This window comes from Mesorhizobium sp. 128a, assembly GCF_053848025.1.
Genome location: NZ_JBSPKY010000002.1, coordinates 413,259 through 433,894 on the forward strand (window position 1 = coordinate 413,259; position 20,636 = coordinate 433,894).

Here is a 20,636-nt window from a genome sequence, read left to right on the forward strand (position 1 = left end):
CATGTTCCTTCCCTTCTTCCTCGAACTGAAAGCCGCGCGGGTACCTGTTTCGCTCAGGGAATATATGTCGCTGCTGGAAGGGTTGGAGGCAGGATTGGTCGACTATGATGTCGAGGGTTTTTACTACCTCGCCCGCGCCGCCTTGGTGAAGGACGAGCGCCATATCGACCGCTTCGACCAGGTGTTTGCGCATGTCTTCAAGGGCATTGAAGCGGAGGCCGTCGATGTCGCCAACATCCCCGAGGAGTGGCTGCGCCGGCTCGCCGAAAAACACCTGACCGAGGAAGAGAAGAAACTGGTCGAGGCGCTCGGCGGCTTCGACAAGCTGATGGAGACGCTGAAGCAGCGGCTGGAGGAGCAGAAGGGCAGGCACCAAGGCGGCTCGAAGTGGATCGGCACCGGCGGCACCTCGCCTTTCGGCGCCTATGGCTACAATCCCGAAGGCGTGCGCATCGGCCAGAACGAAAGCCGCAACCGCCGCGCGGTGAAAGTCTGGGACACGCGCGAATTCAGGAATTTCGACGACGCGGTCGAACTCGGCACCCGCAACATCAAGGTGGCGCTGAAGCGCCTGCGCCGCTGGGTGCGCGAGGGCGCGGAGGAAGAGTTCGACCTGCCCGGCACCATCCACGCCACCGCCGAGCACGGTTATCTCGATGTGCAGACGCACCCCGAACGGCGCAACGCCGTGAAGCTCTTGATGTTCTTCGATGTCGGTGGCTCGATGGACGACCACATCAAAAGCGTCGAGGAGCTGTTTTCGGCCGCCCGCGCCGAATTCCGCCAGCTCGAATATTTCTACTTCCACAACTGCCTCTATGAGGGCGTGTGGAAGGACAATCGCCGCAGGCATTCCGAGACGATCCCGACCTTCGACCTGCTCCACAAATACGGCCCCGACTACAAGGTGATCGTCGTCGGCGACGCCTCGATGAGCCCCTACGAGATTGCGCATCCCGGCGGTTCGGTCGAACACTGGAACCCGGAAGCCGGCGCCGTCTGGCTCGGCCGCCTGCTGCAGCAATGGCCGAATGCGGTCTGGCTGAACCCGGAAAACCAGAAAAACTGGGGCTTTACACTTTCGATCGCAATGATCCGCGACCTCTTCGGCGGCCGCATGTTCCCGCTGACATTGGCCGGGCTGGAAGGTGCGACGAAGCAGCTTTCACGCAAGCATTGAGGATCAGGGACATCGCAGCGCTGGTCGAACCTGTAACAAACCCCTATCTTCGTGCGAATGAAGCTTGCAACCAACAACAAGCCGCCAAGGCTGAGGAGATCAAATGGACACCCACGCGTACCCCGTTACCCGCACCGACGCCGAATGGCGTGCCCGGCTGACGCCGGAGCAATATGCGGTCATGCGCGGCCACGGCACCGAGCGCCCCGGAAGCTGCGCGCTGCTCTATGAAAAGCGCGCCGGCACCTTTTCCTGCGTCGGCTGCGATCAGCCGCTGTTCGAATCCAAGCTGAAGTTCGAGAGCGGCACCGGCTGGCCGAGCTTTAACGACCCGGTGCCGGGTTCGGTCGAAAACACCGTCGACCGCAGCTACGGTATGGTCCGCACCGAATGCCATTGCGCGCGCTGCGGCAGCCATCTCGGCCATGTCTTCGAGGACGGCCCGCCGCCGACCGGCCTGCGCTATTGCATCAATGGCGTGGCGCTGAAATTCGAGCCGGCGGTGTAGCCGGCTGTCCGGGCATGGAAAAGGCGGCTTTGGCCGCCTTTTTTGTGCCTGTCAGGCCACGACCACCAAAACCAGCCACAGCGTGGCACCGAGCGTCATCATCCACGCCTTGGTGCCCGTCAATTTTTCGGTGGTTCGCCAGACGGCAAAGGTCAGGAAGAGATTGTAGGGCACCGGCGCGAAATGCACGGCCAGAACCAGCCCAAGCGGCAGCTTCAACCCGAGCAGAATGAGCGCCAGCGCCGACGATGCGATGTTGATGGCCGTACCGACAACGACCAGATCGCGCCAGAACAGGCGGTCGAGCGGCACCTCACCTTGCCAGCGCGAGCGGAAGAAGGCGGCAGCCGGGTGGCCTGCTTTCCTGGCCATCCTCTCGGTCGGGTCTGAATCGCTCATCGCATTGAGCCTCGCTTCCGCGGCGCCGAAAGTGCCGAACTTTGCCCGCAAGGCAAGGCCCGCATGAAATGTGACACATGCATGACACAGAAATCTGTCATCAACGTTTTCGCTACGATGGCACCGGAACTTATCATCTGGATTGCCATTCTCTCCCTGGAGCGCCTGCCTGGAGGGAATTCGAAACCTGGAGGGAGTTCGAAATGAGCGATCACGTCTACAATGTTCTCTTTCTCTGCAACGCCAACTCGGCCCGCTCGATCATGGGCGAAGCCATCCTAAACCGCATTGGCGCCGAGAGATTCAAGGCCTTCTCCGCCGGCTCGCAGCCGAAGGGCACCGTCAATCCCTACGCTCTGCAGTTGCTCGAAAGCCTCAACTACGACACCGGCTTCGCCCGCTCGAAAGGCTGGGACGAGTTTGCAAAGCCCGACGCGCCGGAAATGAATTTCGTCTTCACCGTCTGTGACAGCACCGCCAATGAACCCTGCCCGGTCTGGCCCGGTCACCCGATGACGGCCCTGTGGGCGATACCGGATCCGGCCAAGGCACAAGGCACCGACGCCGAGATGCATCTGGCCTTCGCCAATGCCTATCGCATGCTGAACAACCGCATCTCGCTGTTCACCAACCTGCCGATGGACGCGCTCGACCACATGGCTTTGCAGCAGCATCTGGATGAGATCGGCCGCGACGCGCCGAAGCCGAACTAGGCGGCCCCGTTCACGAGCCGGTCTCGGCTTGCCCCAACACGTCGGTGACGGCGCGCTCGAAACGGGAGCATTCCGTCACCAGCCAGTCGGCCATGGCCGGCCAGTTGTCCTCGGCATAGCAGTTCACCCGCCACATCGAATTGATGCCCAGGCCCTCGCAACTCTGTTCCGGCCTTAGCTTCAGCCTGTCTTCGATCGCCGGCTGGAACGGCTTCAGCCGCGACCATGCTTCAGTGGCGCCGAATTTCTCGTTGCGGCCGAAGAAGACGCCGACCTGGCTCTGCGCCGGCGCGACATACATGGACAGGACCAGGGCGAAGTCTGGCAGCCCGCGCTGCCAGAACCAGGGTCCGCGACGCGCCATCGAGGCCCGCTCTTCCGGATGCCGTTCTGCAAACAGCGCCCAGAAGCTGCGTTGGCGGAATTCAGAGGCGCGGCGGGCGCCAAAGTCGAATTCGCTCATGGTTCGACCCGTCGAAGGGCGCCGCTACCGGCGCCCGGAGGCCAGCCTTACACCATGCCGAGAGCGGCCTTGTACAGGTCGAGGATCGTTTCCTCTTCCTGCCGCTCGGCCTGGTCCTTCTTGCGCAGCCGAATGATCGAGCGCATCGCCTTGGTGTCGAAGCCGGTGCCCTTGGCCTCGGCGAACACTTCCTTGATGTCGTCGGCGATGGTCTTCTTTTCTTCCTCGAGCCGCTCGATGCGTTCGATGAAGGCGCGCAACTGGCCGGCGGCAACAGTCTGGCTGGTCTCGGTGATGTCGTCGGCCATGTTCTCTCCGCTTCTTTTTAAGCGCCGCGATTCTGGCGCGGCAAAATTGGAGCGGGTTCGATGCCCGAGCGGGCGCGGCGGGTCAAGCCATTATCGATGCGGCATGAAGAGTTGCGCGCGCCACAAGGCGTGTTGAGATTCAGGTCAGGCCGAGCCGAAAACGGCGGCTTCCGAGAACCGGAGCGGAGCGTACTCGAGTACGTGAGCACCGGAAGCGCAGAAAGCCGCCGTTTGCAGGCCGGCCTCACCTGAATATCAATACGCCTTAGCTGAACGCGATCAGCAAATCCTTCGCGTCGATCTGGTCGCCGGCCTTGACCAGCACTTCGGCGATCGTGCCGTCGCGCTCGGCATGCAGCGCCGTCTCCATCTTCATGGCTTCGATCGACAACAGGACGTCGCCAGCCTTGACCGCCTGGCCGGCGGCAACGCTGAGCGCGGAGACCACGCCCGGCATCGGCGCGCCGACATGCGCCTCGTTACCAGGCTCGGCCTTTCGCCGTGCCTTGGCCGCCGAGGCGCCGTGCGCCCTGTCCGGCACCCTGACGCGGCGCGGCTGGCCGTTGAGCTCGAAGAACACGGTGACCATGCCCTTCTCATCGACATCGCCGATGGCGAGACAGCGCACGACAAGCGTCTTGCCTTTCTCGATGTCGAGGAAGATCTCGTCTTCGGACTTCATGCCGTAGAAATAGGTCGGCGTCGGCAACACGCTGACCGGCCCGTAGGTTTCCTGCGCGGCGGCGAAGTCGGTGAACACTTTCGGATACATCAGCCAGGACGCGAATTCGTACTCCGAGAGCCTGCGCTCCAGCTTCTCCTCGATCTCCTTGCGGCTGGCCTTGAGGTCGGCCGGCTTGAGCAGCGAGCCCGGCCGCACGGTGATCGGTTTGCTTTCCTTCAGTGCTTTCTTCTGCAGCTTCGCAGGCCAGCCGCCGGGCGACTGGCCGAGATCGCCGCGCAGCATCGAAACGACCGAGTCGGGGAAGGCAATGTCCTTCGCCGGGTTTTCGACGTCGGCCACGGTCAGGTCCTGGCTCACCATCATCAGCGCCATGTCGCCGACCACCTTGGACGACGGCGTGACCTTGACGATGTCGCCGAACATCAGGTTGACGTCGTGATAGGCCTGGGCCACCTCGTGCCAGCGCGTTTCCAGCCCGAGCGAACGCGCCTGTTCCTTGAGGTTGGTGAACTGGCCGCCCGGCATTTCGTGCAGGTAGACTTCCGAGGCCGGCCCCTTGAGGTCGCTTTCGAAGGCGGCGTACTGGTTGCGTACCGCTTCCCAGTAGAAGGAGATGTTGCGGATCCACTGCGGATCGAGGCCGGGGTCGCGCTCGGTTCCCTTCAGCGCCTCGACGATCGAGCCGAGGCAAGGCTGCGAGGTGTTGCCGGAGAAAGAGTCCATCGCCGCGTCGATGGCGTCGACACCGGTTTCCACCGCCGCCAGCACGGTCGCCGCCGACAGTCCCGACGTGTCGTGGGTGTGGAAGTGGATCGGCAAATCGGTCGCCTCGCGCAGCGCCTTGAACAGCACGCGGGCAGCCGCCGGCTTCAACAGCCCCGCCATGTCCTTGACGGCGATGATGTGGGCGCCCGCGGCCTGCAATTCCTTCGCAAGCCCGACATAGTATTTGAGGTCGTATTTGGCGCGCGCCGGATCGAGGATATCGCCGGTGTAGCAGATCGCCGCTTCGACCAGCTTGCCCTCGGCGCCCACGGCGTCCATGGCGACGCGCATGTTCTCGACCCAGTTCAGGCAGTCGAAGACACGGAACAGGTCGACGCCGCCGCTTGCCGCCTGCCTGACGAAATGCTGCACGACATTGTCGGGATAGTTGGTGTAGCCGACGCCGTTGGCGCCGCGCAGAAGCATCTGCAGCAAAAGGTTAGGGGCCGCCTCGCGCACTTTGCTCAGCCGCTCCCACGGGTCCTCGGTGAGAAAGCGCATGGCAACGTCGAAAGTTGCGCCACCCCAGCATTCCAGCGACAGCAGCCGCGGCAGCGCCCGCGCATAGGTGCCGGCAATGCCGGCAATGTCATGCGTGCGCATGCGGGTGGCGAGCAGCGACTGGTGGCCGTCGCGCATCGTCGTGTCGGTAACCAGCACCTCTTTTTGCTCACGCATCCAGGCGGCGAATTTCTCCGGCCCCAGCGCGTCGAGTTTCTGCTTGCTGCCACCCGGCACATTGCCGTTGAGATAGGGCACGACCGGCGCTGCCGCATCGGCCTTCGGCATCGGACGGCCACGGGTTTCGGGATGGCCGTTGACGCTGACGTCGGCCAGATAGTTGAGCAGCTTGGTGGCACGATCCTGCCGCTTCACCTGCGCGAACAGTTCCGGCGTCGTGTCGATGAACCGGGTCGTGTAGGAATTGTCGGCGAAGCGCGGATGGTTGATGATCGCCTCGAGGAAGGTGAGGTTGGTCGCCACGCCGCGGATGCGGAACTCGCGCAAGGCCCGGTTCATGCGGGCGATCGCCTCGACCGGTGTCGGCGCCCAGGCCGTCACCTTCTCCAGCAGCGGATCGTAGAAGCGGGTGATGACCGCGCCGGAATAGGCGGTGCCGCCGTCGAGGCGAATGCCGAAACCGGCGGCTTCGCGATAGGCGGTGATGCGGCCGTAATCCGGAATGAAACTATGCTCCGGATCCTCCGTGGTGATGCGGCACTGCAGCGCGTGGCCGTTCAGCCTGATGTCGGCCTGCGCCGGCACGCCCGACTCTTTCGTGCCGATGGCAAAGCCGTCCAGTATGTGTATCTGCGCCTTGACGATGTCGATGCCTGTCACCTGCTCGGTGACGGTATGCTCGACCTGGATGCGCGGATTGACCTCGATGAAGTAGAATTTTCCGGTGTCCGCGTCCTGCAGGAACTCCACCGTACCGGCGCCGATATAGCTGGTCTCGCGCGCGATCTTGAGCGCAAACCCGCAAAGCTCCTCGCGCTGCGACATTTCGAGATACGGCGCCGGCGCCCGCTCGACGACCTTCTGGTTGCGGCGCTGGATCGAACAGTCGCGCTCGAACAGATGCACGGCATTGCCATGCGTGTCTCCAAGCACCTGGACCTCGACATGGCGGGCGCGCTCGATCCGCTTTTCGAGATAGACCTCGTCCTTGCCGAAGGCGGCCTTGGCCTCGCGCTTGCCTTCGGTGACTTCGCGGACCAGATCGGCCTCGGCGCGGATGGCGCGCATGCCGCGCCCACCACCGCCCCACGATGCCTTGAGCATCACCGGATAGCCGATTTCCTTGGCCAATTTCTTGACCGCGTCCATATCGTCGGACAGCGGATCGGTGGCGGGGATCACAGGCACGCCGACCTCGATGGCGAGATTGCGTGCGGCGACCTTGTTGCCGAGCCGGCGCATCGTGTCCGGCTTCGGGCCGATAAAGGTGATGCCGGCCTCGGCGCAGGCATCTGCGAATTCAGGGCTTTCCGACAAAAGGCCATAGCCCGGGTGGATGGCGTCGGCGCCGGACAACCTGGCGACGCGGATCACTTCCTCGATCGACAGATAGCTTTCGATCGGCCCCATGTCCTTGGCCAGATGCGGCCCGCGCCCGACCTGATAGCTTTCATCGGCCTTGAACCGATGCAGCGAATATTTATCCTCCTCGGCCCAGATCGCCACGGTTTTGAGGCCGAGTTCGTTGGCCGCGCGAAAGACGCGGATGGCAATTTCGGACCGGTTGGCGACGAGGATCTTCGTGATGGCCAAGGAAGAAGGCTCCGGGACAGGGAGGGATGGGCTCAGCAAATGATTAACGCGAAAATGCTGCAGTGCAACCGAAATCGAGAAGCGATTAAACCGATTTAAATGGATTATAGCACCACAAAGCAAAAGACAGCGTGCGAATGGCGTCGCGAAGTGGCGCTAATTGCCATCCCGCGCACGATCCGCTCCCGGCTAACGGGATGTCTTTTAGCCAACGCAATCGCGCCCTGCTCCGGTCAAAAAGCAAAATGCCCGGCGCAAGCGCCGGGCATTTCGTAGGCATTGAGTTATCCGATCAGGACTTCGGAAGCCAGGTGATCTTGCCGTCCGGACCCTTCTTCCATTCGTACATGATGTAGCCCGGGAGTTTCGGATCGCCCTTTTCGTCATAGGCGAGGTCGCCCAGAACGGTCTTGAACGGACCCTTCTCATGCATAGCCTTGGCCACTTCCACCGGGTCGTTCGACTTGGCCACGGCAGCGGCCTCCGCGATCACCTGCATGGCGGCGTAGGCGTAGAGCGTGTAGGCTTCCGGTTCAAAGCCCTGCGCGCGGAACTTCTCGACCAGTGCCTTGTTCTCGGGGATCAGGCGCGGATCCGGACCGAACGTGTTGAGCGTACCGATGACCGCATCGCCGGCGATCGCAGCCAGCTCATCGGTGACGATGCCGTCGCCCGACATCAGGGTAGCCTTGAGGCCTTGGTCAGCCGACTGGCGGATGATCAGCCCGGCTTCCGTGTGCAGGCCGCCCCAATAGATCAGGGTGACGCCGGCGTCCTTCATCTTGGCGATCAGCGCCGAGAAGTCCTTGTCGCCGACATTGACGCCTTCGTACATGACTTCCGTCAGGCCGGCCGCGTTCATCGCCTTCTTGGTTTCGTCGGCAAGGCCCTGACCGTAGGGGGTCTTGTCGTGGATGACGGCAACCTTGGCGTCCTTGAAGTTGGCCGCGATGTAGGCGCCGGCAATGCCGCCCTGCTGGTCATCGCGTCCGCAGGTGCGGAACACGTTCCACAGGCCGCGCTCGGTGAATTTCGGGTTGGTCGCCGCCGGGGTGATCTCGACAATGTTGTTGTCGACATAGACTTCCTGCGACACCGGGATCGAGACGCCCGAATTGAAGTGGCCGACCACGAACTTGACGCCGTCGCCAACGAACTTGTTGCCGACCGAGATGCCTTGCTTCGGATCGGAGACGTCGTCGCCGACTTCAAGCTTGATCTGCTCGCCATTCATGCCGCCTGCTGCGTTGATGTCGGCGACAGCCGCTTCCGCACCCTTCTGCAGCTGCGCACCGAAAGCCGCATTCGGGCCGGTGATCGGACCGGCGACGCCGACGAGGACATCAGCCCATGCGTTACCGCCGAACGCGACAAGCGCGGTCAGGGCAACGGCGGACAAAAGTGATTTTTTCATTTAAACGCTCCCATTTACGAGGTGGGCGTGGATGATACTTTCATGCGATGCCCACCCTTATCGCAGAAAGCGTACTTTGCCGATTTTCAGGCCCTTGTCACGCCGATTCATCCCCGAAACGGCGTTAATGGTGAACGTCAGCCTTTCGGTTTCCAGCTTAAGATCGAAGCACGTTCGTAAAGCCAATTATACTGCGTCACCATCTGGTTGGTGCGCGTGTATTGATAGCCGACGAACCCCAATATCATGAGCACGATTGTGTCCACGACATAGTATTGCAGCGAAAACATCGTGCCGCCGAACAGGGCATGATGGATGAACCTGATGCCGATGCCTAGCCCCAGCAAGTAGGCGAACAGCGCCGGCAGGCTGCGCCATGTCTGGGCGCTGGCCTTGCCGGTCATCCATGCCGCCCAGCCCCCGAGCAGACAGGTGACGAAGAAGAACTGCCAGATGGAAGGTTCTTCGTAGAGAATGCCTTGCATGATGAAGACTCCTGAACTCAGTGATGGCCGCCTTCGAGATAGGCCGCGCGCACTTCCGGATTGGCGAGCAATTCCTTGCCGGTGCCGCTCATGGTCACGTTGCCGTTGACCATGACATAGCCGCGCGTGGCGAGCTTGAGCGCGCCGAAGGCGTTCTGCTCGACCAAGAACACGGTCAGCCCTTGCGTGCGGTTCAGCTCGCGGATGGCGTCGAAGATTTGCTTGACGATCAGCGGTGCTAGGCCCAGCGACGGCTCGTCGAGCAGGAGCAGCTTCGGCCGCGCCATCAGCGCGCGTCCGATCGACAGCATCTGTTGCTCGCCGCCCGACAGCGTGCCCCCGCGCTGGGCGATGCGCTCCTTGAGGCGCGGGAACAGCGTGAACACCTTCTCTGCATCCTCGTCATAGTGCTTGAGGTTGTCTAGACCGGCGCCCATCTGCAGGTTTTCCATCACCGTCATGCGCGGGAAAATGCGCCTGCCTTCGGGCGACTGCGCGATGCGCATGCGCGCGATCTCGTGCGTCGGCAGCTGGGTGATGTCGGTGCCGGCGAAAGTGATGCTGCCGGCACGCGCCCGCGGGGCACCGAAGATGGTCATCATCAGCGTCGACTTGCCGGCGCCGTTGGCGCCGATCAGCGCGACGATCTCGCCCTGGTTGACGTGCACATCGACGCCGTTCAGCGCCTTGATGTTGCCGTAGTAGGTCTCGACGCCCTTGATGTCGAGCAACGTTGTCTCGGCCATCACTTACGCCCTCCGCGCGGCTTGGATGTCGGGGATTTCCCGGCGGGCTTGGCCGTGGCCCGCTCGGTCGGTTTTCTCGGCGCGACGTTGGCCTTGGCATCGAATTGAGCTGCCTTCGAGGCGCCCTTCGACACGGTGACCCGCTCGCCCTCGCTGTGGCCGATCGTGTCGCTCACCGGGCCGGCGAGATAAGACGACGACGTGCCTGGTCCGTGTGCCGTATCAGGCCCTATGTCCAACTGCTCGATGACGTCTTCATCGCCAACCTCGGTCAGCACCGTCTCGACCTCCTCGTCGTCGACGCCGAGATAGGCGGCGATGACGCGCGGGTCGGTGCGCACCGATTGCGGGCTGCCGTCGGAGATCTTGCGGCCATATTCGAGCACCACGACATGGTCGGAAATCTGCATGACCACCGACATGTCATGCTCGATCAGCAGGATCGATGTGCTGGTCTTGATGTCCATCAGCAGCGTATTGAGCGCGGCCGATTCCTTCGGATTGAGACCGGCCGCCGGCTCGTCGAGGCACAGAAGCTCGGGCCCCGTGCACATGGCGCGCGCGATCTCGAGGCGCCGCTGTGCGCCATAGGGCAGGTCGCCGGCCGGATCGTCGGCGCGATCGACAAGATCCGCCTTCTCCAGCCAGTGCTTGGCGAGCTCCACCGATTCGGCCGAGGCCCGGCGGTAGCCGCCGATCCCGAACAGGCCCAGGATCGTATAGCCCGATGCCTTCATCAGCTTGTTGTGCTGGGCAACCAAGAGGTTCTCCAGCAGCGTCATGCCGGAGAACAGGCGGATGTTCTGGAAGGTGCGCGCCACCTTGGCGCGCGCCGGGATCTCATGATTGGGCAGCCGTTCGAGCAGGAAGCTCGAGCCGTCGGCGCCGTTGAGCGTGATCATGCCTTCCGACGGCTTGTAGAAGCCGGTGATGCAGTTGAAAACGGTGGTCTTGCCGGCGCCGTTGGGCCCGATTAGCGCGGTGATCTCGCCGCGCTTGGCCTGGAACGACAGGTCGCCGATGGCGACCAGGCCGCCGAACTTCATCGACAGATGCTCGACCTGGAGAATGGCGTCTTTCATTCCCGGATTGGCCTTCTGAATCGAACTCGCATTCATCAGCCGTGTCCTTCCTTGGTGAAGGAACTGGAGACCGCTCTTCGCTCCTTGAGGAAGGCTGTCGGTTCACGACTACCGACGAAGCCGCGCGGCTTCCACAGCATGACGATGACCATGGCCATGCCGAACAGAAGCATGCGGTAAAGCTCCGGCGTGAAATCCTTGCCGAAGACCTGCTTGAGAAAGTCGAGCTCCCGCAATGCCTCGGTGCCGCCGATCATCACCATTGCGGCGACCGCGATACCGACCAGCGAGCCCATGCCACCGAGCACAACGATGGCCAGGATGATCGCCGATTCCAGGAAGACGAAGGATTCAGGGCTGACGAAGCCCTGCCGTGCGGAGAAGAAGGCGCCGGCAAAACCGCCGAACATGGCGCCGGTGGCAAAGGCGGTGAGCTTGGTGGTGGTGGTGTTGATGCCGAGCGAGCGGCAGGCGATCTCGTCCTCGCGCAGTGCCTCCCAGGCGCGGCCGACAGGCATGCGCCTGAGCCGTATCGTGACGAAGGCGGTCAGCAGTGCCAGCGCCAGGATCAGATAGTAGAGGAAGATCTTGTAGTACGCGCTAGACTGGGCGATGTGCAGCACCTTGCCGATATAGTTCGGGTCCGTCGAATTGAACGTCATCAGGCCGAAGAAGGTGACCTTAGGGATGCCGGAGATGCCGGCCGAGCCGTTGGTCACGTCACGCCAGTTGATCAGCACCAGGCGGATGATCTCGCCAAAGGCCAGTGTGACGATTGCCAGATAATCGCCGCGCAGGCGCAGCACCGGAAAGCCCAGCATCACGCCCCAGAAAGCGGCCATGGCGCCGGCAGCCGGCAGCAGGATCCAGAAGGACAGGCCGAAATGCGAGCCGAGCAGCGCATAGGCATAGGCGCCGACCGCGTAGAAGGCGACGTAGCCGAGATCCAGCAGACCGGCGAGGCCAACAACGATGTTCAGCCCCCAGGCCAGCATCACATAGATCAGGATCTGGATGCCGAAATTGTCGATCCATTTCAGCGAGCCCTGCAGCCCGCCGACGAACGACCAAGACATCAGCGACAGCACGCCGACGACCAGGATCGGATAGAGCACCAATGCGGTGATCCCGAGCTTGGTGAAATTGGCGTGGATGAACGCGCGGAAGTAGAAGATCACGCAGGCCAGCGCATAGATGATCGCCAGTGCGCGGATGAACTGCAGAGAGCCGGCCGCTGCATCGCCCACCAGCCCCGGCAGGGAACCGTTGAGCACAAACAGGACCGCCGCCAGCACGATGGCGGCGATGAAGGCCGGAAGCAGGAAGAAGCGCGACGCCACGCTCGCCGGCAACAGGCCGGTGGCGACATTGGCGATCTTCTGATTGGCCATGAACGGCTGGCCGTAGGCGATATAGAAGAAGCGGCCAAGCATGGTCAGTACGACCACGGTTATGAGCAGCCCCCAGCGCTGCGCCAGGATCAGCTGGTTGCTGATGTTCTGGTCGGTCTTCAGGCCGATGAAGAGAATGAACAGGCCCAGCGCGATGGCGCCGGCATAGAGCGCTTCACGAAATGCACGCTGCACGGGGGAGGCGACGGTGTCGCGCTCCGAGGATACGGAAACCGCCATTGTCTCAGACCTTTTCGACTTCTGGCCGGCCCAAAATGCCGGAAGGCAGGAAGATCAGCACGATCGCCAGGATGGAGAACGCCGCGACGTCCTTGTAGTCGATCGAGAAATAGGCCGACCACATGCTCTCGATGAAGCCGATCAAAAGCCCGCCAAGCACGGCGCCGGGCAGAGACCCGATGCCGCCGAGAACGGCCGCGGTGAAGGCCTTGACCCCCGGCACGAAGCCATCGGAGAAGGCGATGACGCCGTAATACATCAGGAACAGCGTGCCGGCGACGGCCGCAAGCGCGGCGCCCATGATGAAGGTGATCGAGATCGTGCGGTCGACATCGACGCCGAGCAGCGCCGCCATCTTGCGGTCCTGCTCGCACGCCCGTTGCGCCCGGCCCAGTGAGGTCCTGTTGACCAGGTACCAGAACAGCGCCAGCAGCAGCGCGGTGACGATGACGATGATGATCTGCTTCAGCGACACGCTGATGCCGTTGATGTTGTAGACCTGGCTGACCATCGGCGGGATCGGCTTGTTGCGCGGACCCTGCGTCACCTGGATGAAGTTCGACAGCGCGATCGACATGCCGATGGCAGTGATCAGCGGCGCCAGCCGGAACGAACCGCGCAGCGGCCGGTAGGCCACCTTCTCGATCGTCCAGTTGTACAGGCTGGTAAGCAGCATCGCCACGATCATCATGATCAGCAGCGCCAGGACGACCGGCACCGAATAGAACAAGGAGCCGAGGATGAGGAAGACGACGAGGGCGGCGAAGGCCCCGACCATGAAAATGTCGCCGTGGGCGAAGTTGATCATGCCGATGATGCCGTAGACCATCGTGTAGCCGATTGCGATCAGCCCATAGATCGATCCCAGCGTCAGCCCATTGATAAGCTGCTGGACAAAATATTGCATGTGTACATGGCTCCCCTGGAATGTCGCCCATGCAGACGCATTCCTTTTCGTATTTCCCCTAGTCGTAAAGTTTCGAGCCCGGATTGCAACGTGATTTTTCAAACGTCGTGCGTGTTTTGCCGGCACGCCTTCCGATTGCCCGTTTTTTTGCTCCCGACCCCTGGACTATCGCGGACCCTACCATTGGCATAACGCAATGTCTTTGACGATTCAGCTTGAGAATGCACGCTTTTTCGAAGAAATCGCCGTCAAGTTTAGGTGAAGAGACGAAACGTTGCGATTCCGGCACGGTTCGTTTTTTAGCCACATTCCTTTCCTTGGGGGCAGGATTCTCACTACTTGACCACAAAACCATGCGCGAACGGGTCGCGGTCGTCGATGAAGATGGTGTTCAGGCCGGTCATCCGCGCCCAGCCGCCGATCGAGGGAATGATGGCCGGCTTGCCGGCGACGGTGACGTCCTTCTCGACCTTGCCCTTGAACAGCGAGCCGATGATCGATTCGTGGACGAAGTTGTCGCCCGCCTTAAGCTTGCCCTTGGCATGAAGCTGCGCCATGCGCGCCGAGGTACCGGTGCCGCACGGTGAGCGGTCGATCGCCTTGTCGCCATAGAAGACGGCATTGCGCGCATCCGCACCCTCGACCGTCGGCTTGCCCGTCCACAGCATGTGCGACAGCCGGTTGATGCCTGGGTTTTCCGGATGGACGAAGGAATACTTCTCGTTGAGCCGCTGGCGCACCACTGGGCTCCAGGCGATAAAATCGCCGGCCGAGTAATCCGCCATGTCGCGATAGTTCGCTTGGGGCTCGACGATGGCGTAGAGATTCCCGCCATAGGCGACATCGACGCTTATCTCTCCCAGCCCGGGGCACTCCACTGTCAGCCCTTCGGCATAGAGGAAGGACGGCACATTGGTGATGCGCACCTCTTCGACATAGTCGCCGACCTGTTTGTACTCGGCGATGACCAGCCCGGCCGGCGTATCGAGCCTGAGCACACCCGGTGTCTTCGGCTTGATCAGCCCGTGTTCGATGGCCATGGTCACCGTACCGATCGTGCCATGACCGCACATCGGCAGGCAGCCCGACGTCTCGATGAACAGGATGGCAATGTCGCAATCCTCGCGCGTCGGCGGATAAAGGATCGAGCCCGACATCACGTCGTGGCCGCGCGGCTCGAACATCAGCCCGGTGCGGATCCAGTCATACTCGGCCAGGAAATGCGCCCGCCTTTCCATCATCGTCGAGCCCTCGAGCAAGGGACCGCCGCCGGCGACCAGCCGCACCGGATTGCCGCAGGTGTGGCCGTCGATGCAGAAGAAGGATTTTTTGGCCATGATTTCCTCGAACTCAAAACCGTTGCGGGCTGAAGGGAGCAAGATCGATCGGCGAAGTCTGCCCGAGAACGAGATCGCGGATCAAGCGGCCGGTCGACGCCGCCTGTGTCAGCCCGAGATGGCCATGGCCGAAGGCGTAGACGACGTTGGGCGCGGTACGCGCCGTGCCGATCACCGGCAGCGAATCCGGCAGCGACGGGCGAAAACCCATCCATTCGCGGCCGCCTGACGCGTCCAGCCCCGGAAGGAATTGTTTGGCTTTTTCCACCATGGCCTTCGAACGCGCAAAATTCGGAGGCCGATCGAGTCCGCCCAACTCGACGGCGCCACCGACGCGCAGTCCAGTGTCGAGCGGCGTAATGACGAAGCCGTGGCCGGAGAAGATCAACTGACGCTTCAGGTCGAAGGCCGAGACCGGCAGCGTTGTGTTGTAGCCGCGCTCGGACTCGAGCGGGATGGCATCGCCAAGCGTCTTCGCCAGCAGATGCGACCATGCGCCGGCGGCAATGACAGCTTGCCTCGCCTTCCGCGCCGTGCCGTCCGAAAGTACGATTGTCGTGCCCTCGGGTCCGGCCACGATGCGTTCGACGTGTGCTTTCTCGAAACGCGCGCCCCGCCCTTCGGCATAGGCCCACACCGCCTTGCCAAGCAGCTTCGGGTCGGCGACAGTCTTCCATCCCGGTACGAACGTGCCTTTGATGAAGCGCGGCGACAGGCCCGGCTGCAGCCGCGCCAGTTCCTCGCCTTCGACGTGGCGAAAGCCGATGCCGAAGCGCTCGCGAGCCGCCCAGCTGGACAGCCCTGCCTGAAACTCGGCCTCGTTTTCGTAGAGCTCCAGCGAGCCGTCCTCGCGCAGCATCGGCCGCGTGCCGGAGCGGTCGAGCAGCGCCATCCATTCGGCCTCGGCGAGCTTCATCATGCCGGCCTGGGCGGCAAGGCTAGCCTCATAGTGCCTGGGCGCGCCCGCGCGCCAGAAGCGGATCAGCCACGGCAGGAGTTTGGGCAGATAGGCGGGTGGAATGCTGAGCGGCCCGAGCGGGTCGGCAAGCCATTTCGGCAATTGCCGTATCATGCCCTTGTGCGCCATCGGCAGCACGTCGGAGAAGGCAAAGGCGGCGGCATTGCCGGAGCTGGTTTCCTCGCAAATGCCCGTGCGGTCGAAGGTCGTGACGCTGCGCCCCGCCTCGGCCAGCATGGCTGCCGCGCAAATGCCGACAATGCCGCCACCGACAATGGCGACGTCCAAAATAGGCGCGGTCACGATGGGCTGTCTCCAGCTTTCAGCACTTTCGTCATCAGCGGGTTCTTCCGGTCCGAATGCACCGTCTCCCAGCCGAGCCTTTGATAGAACCCTTCGGCGTCCCTGGCGGCATTGACTTCCAGCCGGACGAGACCGAGGCCACGGGCATAGATCTCGACTTGCCGCATGAGAATCCGGCCGAGGCCACGCCGTTGCAGCCCGGCCTCGATCGCGACAAGCCTGACGATGCCGAGGCGTTGGTCGACAACATCCAGCCTGGCAGTCCCCACCGGCGATTCATCATGCATGAGGAGCAGAGGATGATTATCGGCAAGACGGTCGTCGGGATGCCGTTCGTCATAGCCCTCCAAGCCCCGATCCTCCCAAAGCACCCGCTTGCGTATGCCGTGATATGCCGCCCAGTCTCCATCGCTTTCGACGCGCTTGAGTTGAGGCGGCATGGAACCTCCCTCAGAACGTCGGCAGCTTCGGCCGTACCGCCAGTGCGTCCTTGACGATCTTCTCGACCGCCTTGCGGCGCTCACCCGATAGCGGCTGGCGCGGCATGCGCACGCGGTCGTTGGTGTTGATGGCGAACACTTCGGCGAGCTTGATGTTCTGCACCAGATAGGTCGATACGTCGAGATCGAGCAGCGGCCGGAACCAGCGGTAGATCGCAAGCGCTTCTTCGCGGCGGCCCTGCTTCATCAGCTGGTAGATGGCGACGGTCTCGCGCGGGAAGGCGACAACCAGACCCGCCACCCAGCCGATGGCGCCGACCGACAGTGCCTCGAAGGCGAGATTGTCGACACCGGTGAAGAGGTCGTAGCGGTCGCCGAAGCGGTTGATGATCTCGGTCGAGCGGCGGATGTCGTCGGAGGATTCCTTGATGGCGACGAAGCGCTTGTCCGTGGCCAGTTCTTCCATCTGGTCGACTGTGACGTCGACGCGGTAGGCGAGCCGGTTGGAGTAGATCATCACCGGCAGGTCGCCGGCCTGAGCGACAGCGCGCAAGGCGGCGACCGTCTCTTCCGGATTGGTGTGATAGATCGGGCTCGGCACCACCATCAGCCCGTTGGCGCCTTCCTTGGCGGCGCGCTTGGCGATGCTCGCCGCCTCGCGGGTGCCGGCCTCGTTGACCGTCAGCAGCACCGGCTTCTTGCCGGCGACTTTCTGGGCGGTCTTCAGCACTTCGATCTTTTCGTCATGCGACAGCATCGGACCCTCGCCGAGCGAGCCGCAGACGATGATGCCATCACAGCCGGCCTCCATCTGCAAGGCAAAGCAGCGCTCCATCTCGGCATGGTCGAGCCGGTCGTCGGCAGTGAATTTGGTTGTGACGGCGGGGAAAACTCCGGTCCACATAGTTGTCTCTCCATCTGATATATCAGCCGTATATCTGTTAGAAAACCAGCTGTCAATACGGATTCCGTTATGATATATTTAAAATATATCAGGAGCGCGCCTTTGATATCCATCGACACCCAGTCTGCTGAACCGGTCGCCGCCAGGGCCTACCGCGTGCTCGAGCACATGATCGTGACGCTGGAACTGGCGCCGGCGAGCTTCGTCACCGAAGGCGCCCTGATCGAAAAGCTGGGCCTCGGGCGCACACCGGTGCGCGAGGCGATCCAGCGCCTGGCATGGGAAGGCCTGCTCGACATCAGGCCACGTGCCGGCATCGCCATTGCCCCGCTGCATCCCGGCGACTGGCTGCGGGTGCTCGATGCCAGGCGCGGCGTCGAGGTGGTGCTGGCCCGCTCGGCCGCCCGCTTCGTCACCCGCGAGGCCGCGGACCTGTTTCACGAGGCGGCACTCTCCATGCAGAAGGCAGTCATCTCGGGCAATGTGCTGGCCTTCATCCAGGCCGACAAGGCGCTAGACGAGGCGCTGGCGCTAGCCGCCGACAACCCGTTCGCCGCGCGGCTGGCCGCGCCCTTGCAAACCCACAGCCGCCGCTTCTGGTTCCGCTACAAGGCCGATACGGGCCTCGCCGAATCCGCCGAGCACCATGTCGCCCTGATCCGCTCGATCCTGGCCGGCGACGAGGAAGCCGCAGCCAAGGACGCCAAGCGGCTGATGGCCCTGCTGCGCGGCCATGCCGAAGTCGCCGCGACCCGCTGAACGGACGATCAGATCCCTTGCGCGGTGGCGATGGCGGTATTCTCCCATCCGTCACCGGTCGCGAAGATGCAGCTTCGGCCCTGCACGTCGGTCACCAGCATCGACCAGGTCCCATTTGCCGAAACATAGATCTCGACAATGGCGGCCTCGCCGACCACACCGTAGCCGATCTGCTTTTGTTGAAAGGCCTGCGCCAGCCCCGCGACCAGGTCGCTGTGGCCACCGCAGATAAATTGCGCCTGCGCCGATAGCGTCGACAGCGCCAGCGCAGTGCCGATCGCGGCCACCCTGATCCATCGAAACAAGAATGTGCGTGCCATAGGGCACCTCCTTTGCCTTCGCGTTCCGGCAAGGGAGGCATATCGGCCGCCTCAATGTACCGAAGCGCTCCAGGCCGGATTCGACGTCTTCATCACGTCACTCCTTCTGGTTTCCGGTCTGTCGTCGGGAGCAGCTATAACGCTCCCTGGATTCGATATGGTGGCCCTGTCTCTCGAAAACAAGCGTCGTTTCAAGCGCCGCCAGGATTGGCATCACCGGGCGGGCTCCGACGCAAAACGGGCGCCCCGCAAAGACGAGGCGCCCGCGAAAACCCAGCATGGGCGATATTTCAGTTCATCGTTGGAATAACGAATTCCGCGCCGTCCTTGATGCCGGACGGCCAGCGCGACGTCACCGTCTTGGTCTTGGTGTAGAAGCGGAACGCGTCCGGGCCGTGCTGGTTGAGGTCGCCGAAGGACGACGCCTTCCAGCCGCCGAAGGTGTAGTAGGCGATCGGAACCGGGATCGGCACGTTGACGCCGACCATGCCGACCTGGACACGGCTGGCGAAGTCACGCGCGGCGTCGCCGTCGCGGGTGAAGATGGCGACGCCATTGCCCATCTCATGGTCATTGGCGAGCTTGATGGCGCTCTCATAGGTCGGCGCGCGGACCACCGACAGCACCGGCCCGAAGATCTCTTCCTTGTAGATGCGCATGTCCGCAGTGACATTGTCGAACAGGCAGCCGCCCATATAGTAGCCGTCCTCATAGCCCTGCATGGAGAAGCCGCGGCCGTCGACGACCAGCTTGGCGCCTTCCTTGACGCCGGTGTCGACATAGCCCTTCACGCGCTCCAGGGCCTGCGCCGTCACCAGCGGGCCGAAATCGGCGGAGGAATCGGTCGATGGGCCAACCTTGAGGCTTTCGACGCGCGGCACCAGCTTTTCCATCAGCCGGTTGGCGGTGTCGTTGCCGACCGGAACCGCCACCGAGATCGCCATGCAGCGCTCGCCGGCCGAGCCGTAGCCGGCGCCGATCAGCGCATCGACGGTCTGGTCCATGTCGGCGTCGGGCATAATGATCATGTGGTTCTTGGCGCCGCCGAAGCATTGCACGCGTTTTCCCGCAGCCGTGCCGCGCGAATAGATGTAATGGGCGATCGGCGTCGAGCCGACAAAGCCGATGGCCTTGATGTCCGGGTCGTCGAGGATGGCATCGACGACGTCCTTGTCGCCATTGACGACGTTGAGGATGCCGGCCGGCAGGCCGGCCTCGATGAACAGTTCGGCGATGCGCATCGGCACGCCCGGGTCACGCTCGGAAGGCTTCAGGATGAACGCGTTGCCGCAAGCGATTGCCGGCGCGATCTTCCACAGCGGAATCATCGCCGGGAAATTGAATGGAGTGATACCGGCAACGACGCCGAGCGGCTGGCGCATCGAATAGACATCGATGCCGGGGCCGGCGCCGTCGGTGAATTCGCCCTTCATCATGTGCGGCGCGCCGATGCAGACCTCGACCACTTCGAGGCCGCGCTGGATGTCGCCCTTGGCGTCGGCGATGGTCTTGCCATGCTCGCGCGCCAGTATGTCGGCCAGTTCATCATAGTCACGGGCGACCAGTTCGAGGAATTTCATCAAGACGCGCACGCGGCGCTGCGGGTTGGTGGCGGCCCATTTCGGCTGCGCTTCCCTGGCGTTCTCGACAGCCGCGCGCAGTTCCGCCGGCGAAGCCAGCGCCACCGTGCCGCGCACCGTGCCGTCCATCGGCTGCATCACGTCCTGCTTGCGCCCGCTGGTCCCGGCGACATGCTTGCCGCCGATGAAATGACCGTATTCGATCATGGTTTCTCTCCCTGAGTTTGTGATGATGCATTCAACGCCTTTGCAGGCGCGAAGGCAACGCGAGGGAGAACGCAACCGTTGTGCAGAAAATAGACAACGAGGGGCAGGTGTGCATTAATTGTCGCAAATGATGCGGTGCTAAAAGGATCGAAGGTTGCATTCCTTCACACCTCCCTCTGGCCTGCCGGCCATCTCCCCCGCAAGGGGGGAGATCAGCAGCTTCCTCGATGACGCCCATTCTCAATCGTTGGTGATTGGCAAAAGCAGA

The 20,636-nt window shown here is 62.7% G+C and carries 19 protein-coding genes and 1 pseudogene; 4 read left to right on the plus strand and 16 right to left on the minus strand.

Annotated elements, in window-relative coordinates; translation table 11 throughout:
- Position 1 precedes the first annotated feature (1 nt).
- Together ACWTU9_RS05745 and msrB are read left to right on the plus strand one after the other, a co-directional pair.
- Entirely contained in the window at positions 2–1,180 is a 1,179-nt protein-coding gene (locus ACWTU9_RS05745; protein ID WP_455857451.1) for a vWA domain-containing protein, read from the plus strand.
- Between the two features lie 103 nt (positions 1,181–1,283).
- The gene (msrB, locus tag ACWTU9_RS05750) at positions 1,284–1,688 is read left to right on the plus strand and encodes a peptide-methionine (R)-S-oxide reductase MsrB (RefSeq protein WP_455857452.1); all 405 of its coding nucleotides are present in this window, start codon (positions 1,284–1,286) and stop codon (positions 1,686–1,688) included.
- 51 nt (positions 1,689–1,739) lie between these two features.
- Here msrB and ACWTU9_RS05755 read toward each other — a convergent pair whose 3' ends face one another.
- Positions 1,740–2,087, minus strand: a complete 348-nt coding sequence (locus ACWTU9_RS05755) for a hypothetical protein (RefSeq protein ID WP_455857453.1) — start codon at positions 2,085–2,087, stop codon at positions 1,740–1,742.
- 203 nt (positions 2,088–2,290) lie between these two features.
- Between ACWTU9_RS05755 and ACWTU9_RS05760 the strand changes: the two genes are divergently transcribed.
- Complete coding sequence (locus tag ACWTU9_RS05760; RefSeq protein WP_455857454.1) at positions 2,291–2,800, plus strand: arsenate reductase ArsC; 510 nt, start codon at positions 2,291–2,293, stop codon at positions 2,798–2,800.
- 10 nt (positions 2,801–2,810) lie between these two features.
- Here the strand turns inward: ACWTU9_RS05760 and ACWTU9_RS05765 are convergent, their stop codons facing one another.
- The 13 genes and pseudogenes from ACWTU9_RS05765 to ACWTU9_RS05825 form a co-directional block, all read right to left on the minus strand.
- Positions 2,811–3,263, minus strand: coding sequence for a hypothetical protein (locus tag ACWTU9_RS05765; protein WP_455857455.1), 453 nt, complete (start codon positions 3,261–3,263; stop codon positions 2,811–2,813).
- Positions 3,264–3,310: 47 nt separating this feature from the next.
- Positions 3,311–3,571 carry a DUF2312 domain-containing protein gene (locus tag ACWTU9_RS05770; protein ID WP_023800031.1) on the minus strand — a complete coding sequence of 87 codons (261 nt, stop codon included), beginning with the start codon at positions 3,569–3,571 and terminating at the stop codon, positions 3,311–3,313.
- A 265-nt stretch (positions 3,572–3,836) separates the two neighbouring features.
- Positions 3,837–7,295 carry a pyruvate carboxylase gene (pyc, locus tag ACWTU9_RS05775; RefSeq protein ID WP_455857456.1) on the minus strand — a complete coding sequence of 1,153 codons (3,459 nt, stop codon included), beginning with the start codon at positions 7,293–7,295 and terminating at the stop codon, positions 3,837–3,839.
- Between the two features lie 292 nt (positions 7,296–7,587).
- The gene (locus ACWTU9_RS05780) at positions 7,588–8,709 is read right to left on the minus strand and encodes a branched-chain amino acid ABC transporter substrate-binding protein (RefSeq protein ID WP_142869799.1); all 1,122 of its coding nucleotides are present in this window, start codon (positions 8,707–8,709) and stop codon (positions 7,588–7,590) included.
- Between the two features lie 137 nt (positions 8,710–8,846).
- On the minus strand, positions 8,847–9,194 hold the full coding sequence (locus ACWTU9_RS05785; RefSeq protein WP_181057727.1) for a DUF6867 family protein: 348 nt from the start codon (positions 9,192–9,194) through the stop codon (positions 8,847–8,849).
- Positions 9,195–9,211: 17 nt separating this feature from the next.
- On the minus strand, positions 9,212–9,940 hold the full coding sequence (locus ACWTU9_RS05790) for an ABC transporter ATP-binding protein (RefSeq protein ID WP_455857457.1): 729 nt from the start codon (positions 9,938–9,940) through the stop codon (positions 9,212–9,214).
- Between the two features lie 11 nt (positions 9,941–9,951).
- Positions 9,952–11,058, minus strand: a pseudogene (locus ACWTU9_RS05795) (ABC transporter ATP-binding protein); the annotation flags it as partial.
- On the minus strand, positions 11,058–12,653 hold the full coding sequence (gene livM, locus ACWTU9_RS05800; RefSeq protein WP_455857458.1) for a high-affinity branched-chain amino acid ABC transporter permease LivM: 1,596 nt from the start codon (positions 12,651–12,653) through the stop codon (positions 11,058–11,060). The gene livM and the pseudogene ACWTU9_RS05795, both read right to left, overlap by 1 nt.
- Positions 12,654–12,657: 4 nt before the next feature.
- The gene (locus ACWTU9_RS05805; protein ID WP_454572944.1) at positions 12,658–13,560 is read right to left on the minus strand and encodes a branched-chain amino acid ABC transporter permease; all 903 of its coding nucleotides are present in this window, start codon (positions 13,558–13,560) and stop codon (positions 12,658–12,660) included.
- 335 nt (positions 13,561–13,895) lie between these two features.
- On the minus strand, positions 13,896–14,897 hold the full coding sequence (locus ACWTU9_RS05810; RefSeq protein ID WP_455857459.1) for a 4-hydroxyproline epimerase: 1,002 nt from the start codon (positions 14,895–14,897) through the stop codon (positions 13,896–13,898).
- Positions 14,898–14,910: 13 nt separating this feature from the next.
- A complete protein-coding gene (locus ACWTU9_RS05815; protein WP_455857460.1) occupies positions 14,911–16,158 on the minus strand; it encodes an NAD(P)/FAD-dependent oxidoreductase in 1,248 nt (415 codons plus the stop codon).
- The gene (locus ACWTU9_RS05820) at positions 16,155–16,598 is read right to left on the minus strand and encodes a GNAT family N-acetyltransferase (protein WP_454589029.1); all 444 of its coding nucleotides are present in this window, start codon (positions 16,596–16,598) and stop codon (positions 16,155–16,157) included. Before ACWTU9_RS05820 ends, ACWTU9_RS05815 begins: the two co-directional genes overlap by 4 nt.
- A 10-nt stretch (positions 16,599–16,608) precedes the next feature.
- The gene (locus ACWTU9_RS05825) at positions 16,609–17,502 is read right to left on the minus strand and encodes a dihydrodipicolinate synthase family protein (RefSeq protein WP_455857461.1); all 894 of its coding nucleotides are present in this window, start codon (positions 17,500–17,502) and stop codon (positions 16,609–16,611) included.
- A 69-nt stretch (positions 17,503–17,571) separates the two neighbouring features.
- On the opposite strand from ACWTU9_RS05825, the gene ACWTU9_RS05830 reads away from it, so the two are divergent.
- Entirely contained in the window at positions 17,572–18,261 is a 690-nt protein-coding gene (locus tag ACWTU9_RS05830; protein WP_455857462.1) for a GntR family transcriptional regulator, read from the plus strand.
- A gap of 8 nt (positions 18,262–18,269) precedes the next feature.
- Here the strand turns inward: ACWTU9_RS05830 and ACWTU9_RS05835 are convergent, their stop codons facing one another.
- Positions 18,270–18,581, minus strand: a complete 312-nt coding sequence (locus ACWTU9_RS05835; RefSeq protein WP_455857463.1) for a hypothetical protein — start codon at positions 18,579–18,581, stop codon at positions 18,270–18,272.
- Positions 18,582–18,871: 290 nt separating this feature from the next.
- Positions 18,872–20,368, minus strand: a complete 1,497-nt coding sequence (locus tag ACWTU9_RS05840; protein WP_454572936.1) for a CoA-acylating methylmalonate-semialdehyde dehydrogenase — start codon at positions 20,366–20,368, stop codon at positions 18,872–18,874.
- Positions 20,369–20,636: the final 268 nt, after the last annotated feature.

What these genes read in the sequence shown, in the direction of transcription:
- ACWTU9_RS05820 (WP_454589029.1), bottom strand. Translation starts at nt 16,598, where the DNA reads ATGCCGCCTCAACTCAAGCGCGTCGAAAGCGATGGAGACTGGGCGGCA.
- ACWTU9_RS05790 (WP_455857457.1), bottom strand. Translation starts at nt 9,940, where the DNA reads ATGGCCGAGACAACGTTGCTCGACATCAAGGGCGTCGAGACCTACTAC.
- ACWTU9_RS05805 (WP_454572944.1), bottom strand. Translation starts at nt 13,560, where the DNA reads ATGCAATATTTTGTCCAGCAGCTTATCAATGGGCTGACGCTGGGATCG.
- ACWTU9_RS05755 (WP_455857453.1), bottom strand. Translation starts at nt 2,087, where the DNA reads ATGAGCGATTCAGACCCGACCGAGAGGATGGCCAGGAAAGCAGGCCAC.
- ACWTU9_RS05830 (WP_455857462.1), top strand. Translation starts at nt 17,572, where the DNA reads ATGATATATTTAAAATATATCAGGAGCGCGCCTTTGATATCCATCGAC.
- livM (WP_455857458.1), bottom strand. Translation starts at nt 12,653, where the DNA reads ATGGCGGTTTCCGTATCCTCGGAGCGCGACACCGTCGCCTCCCCCGTG.
- ACWTU9_RS05785 (WP_181057727.1), bottom strand. Translation starts at nt 9,194, where the DNA reads ATGCAAGGCATTCTCTACGAAGAACCTTCCATCTGGCAGTTCTTCTTC.
- ACWTU9_RS05825 (WP_455857461.1), bottom strand. Translation starts at nt 17,502, where the DNA reads ATGTGGACCGGAGTTTTCCCCGCCGTCACAACCAAATTCACTGCCGAC.
- ACWTU9_RS05835 (WP_455857463.1), bottom strand. Translation starts at nt 18,581, where the DNA reads ATGGCACGCACATTCTTGTTTCGATGGATCAGGGTGGCCGCGATCGGC.
- ACWTU9_RS05770 (WP_023800031.1), bottom strand. Translation starts at nt 3,571, where the DNA reads ATGGCCGACGACATCACCGAGACCAGCCAGACTGTTGCCGCCGGCCAG.
- ACWTU9_RS05780 (WP_142869799.1), bottom strand. Translation starts at nt 8,709, where the DNA reads ATGAAAAAATCACTTTTGTCCGCCGTTGCCCTGACCGCGCTTGTCGCG.
- ACWTU9_RS05760 (WP_455857454.1), top strand. Translation starts at nt 2,291, where the DNA reads ATGAGCGATCACGTCTACAATGTTCTCTTTCTCTGCAACGCCAACTCG.
- ACWTU9_RS05810 (WP_455857459.1), bottom strand. Translation starts at nt 14,897, where the DNA reads ATGGCCAAAAAATCCTTCTTCTGCATCGACGGCCACACCTGCGGCAAT.
- ACWTU9_RS05745 (WP_455857451.1), top strand. Translation starts at nt 2, where the DNA reads ATGTTCCTTCCCTTCTTCCTCGAACTGAAAGCCGCGCGGGTACCTGTT.
- ACWTU9_RS05840 (WP_454572936.1), bottom strand. Translation starts at nt 20,368, where the DNA reads ATGATCGAATACGGTCATTTCATCGGCGGCAAGCATGTCGCCGGGACC.
- ACWTU9_RS05765 (WP_455857455.1), bottom strand. Translation starts at nt 3,263, where the DNA reads ATGAGCGAATTCGACTTTGGCGCCCGCCGCGCCTCTGAATTCCGCCAA.
- msrB (WP_455857452.1), top strand. Translation starts at nt 1,284, where the DNA reads ATGGACACCCACGCGTACCCCGTTACCCGCACCGACGCCGAATGGCGT.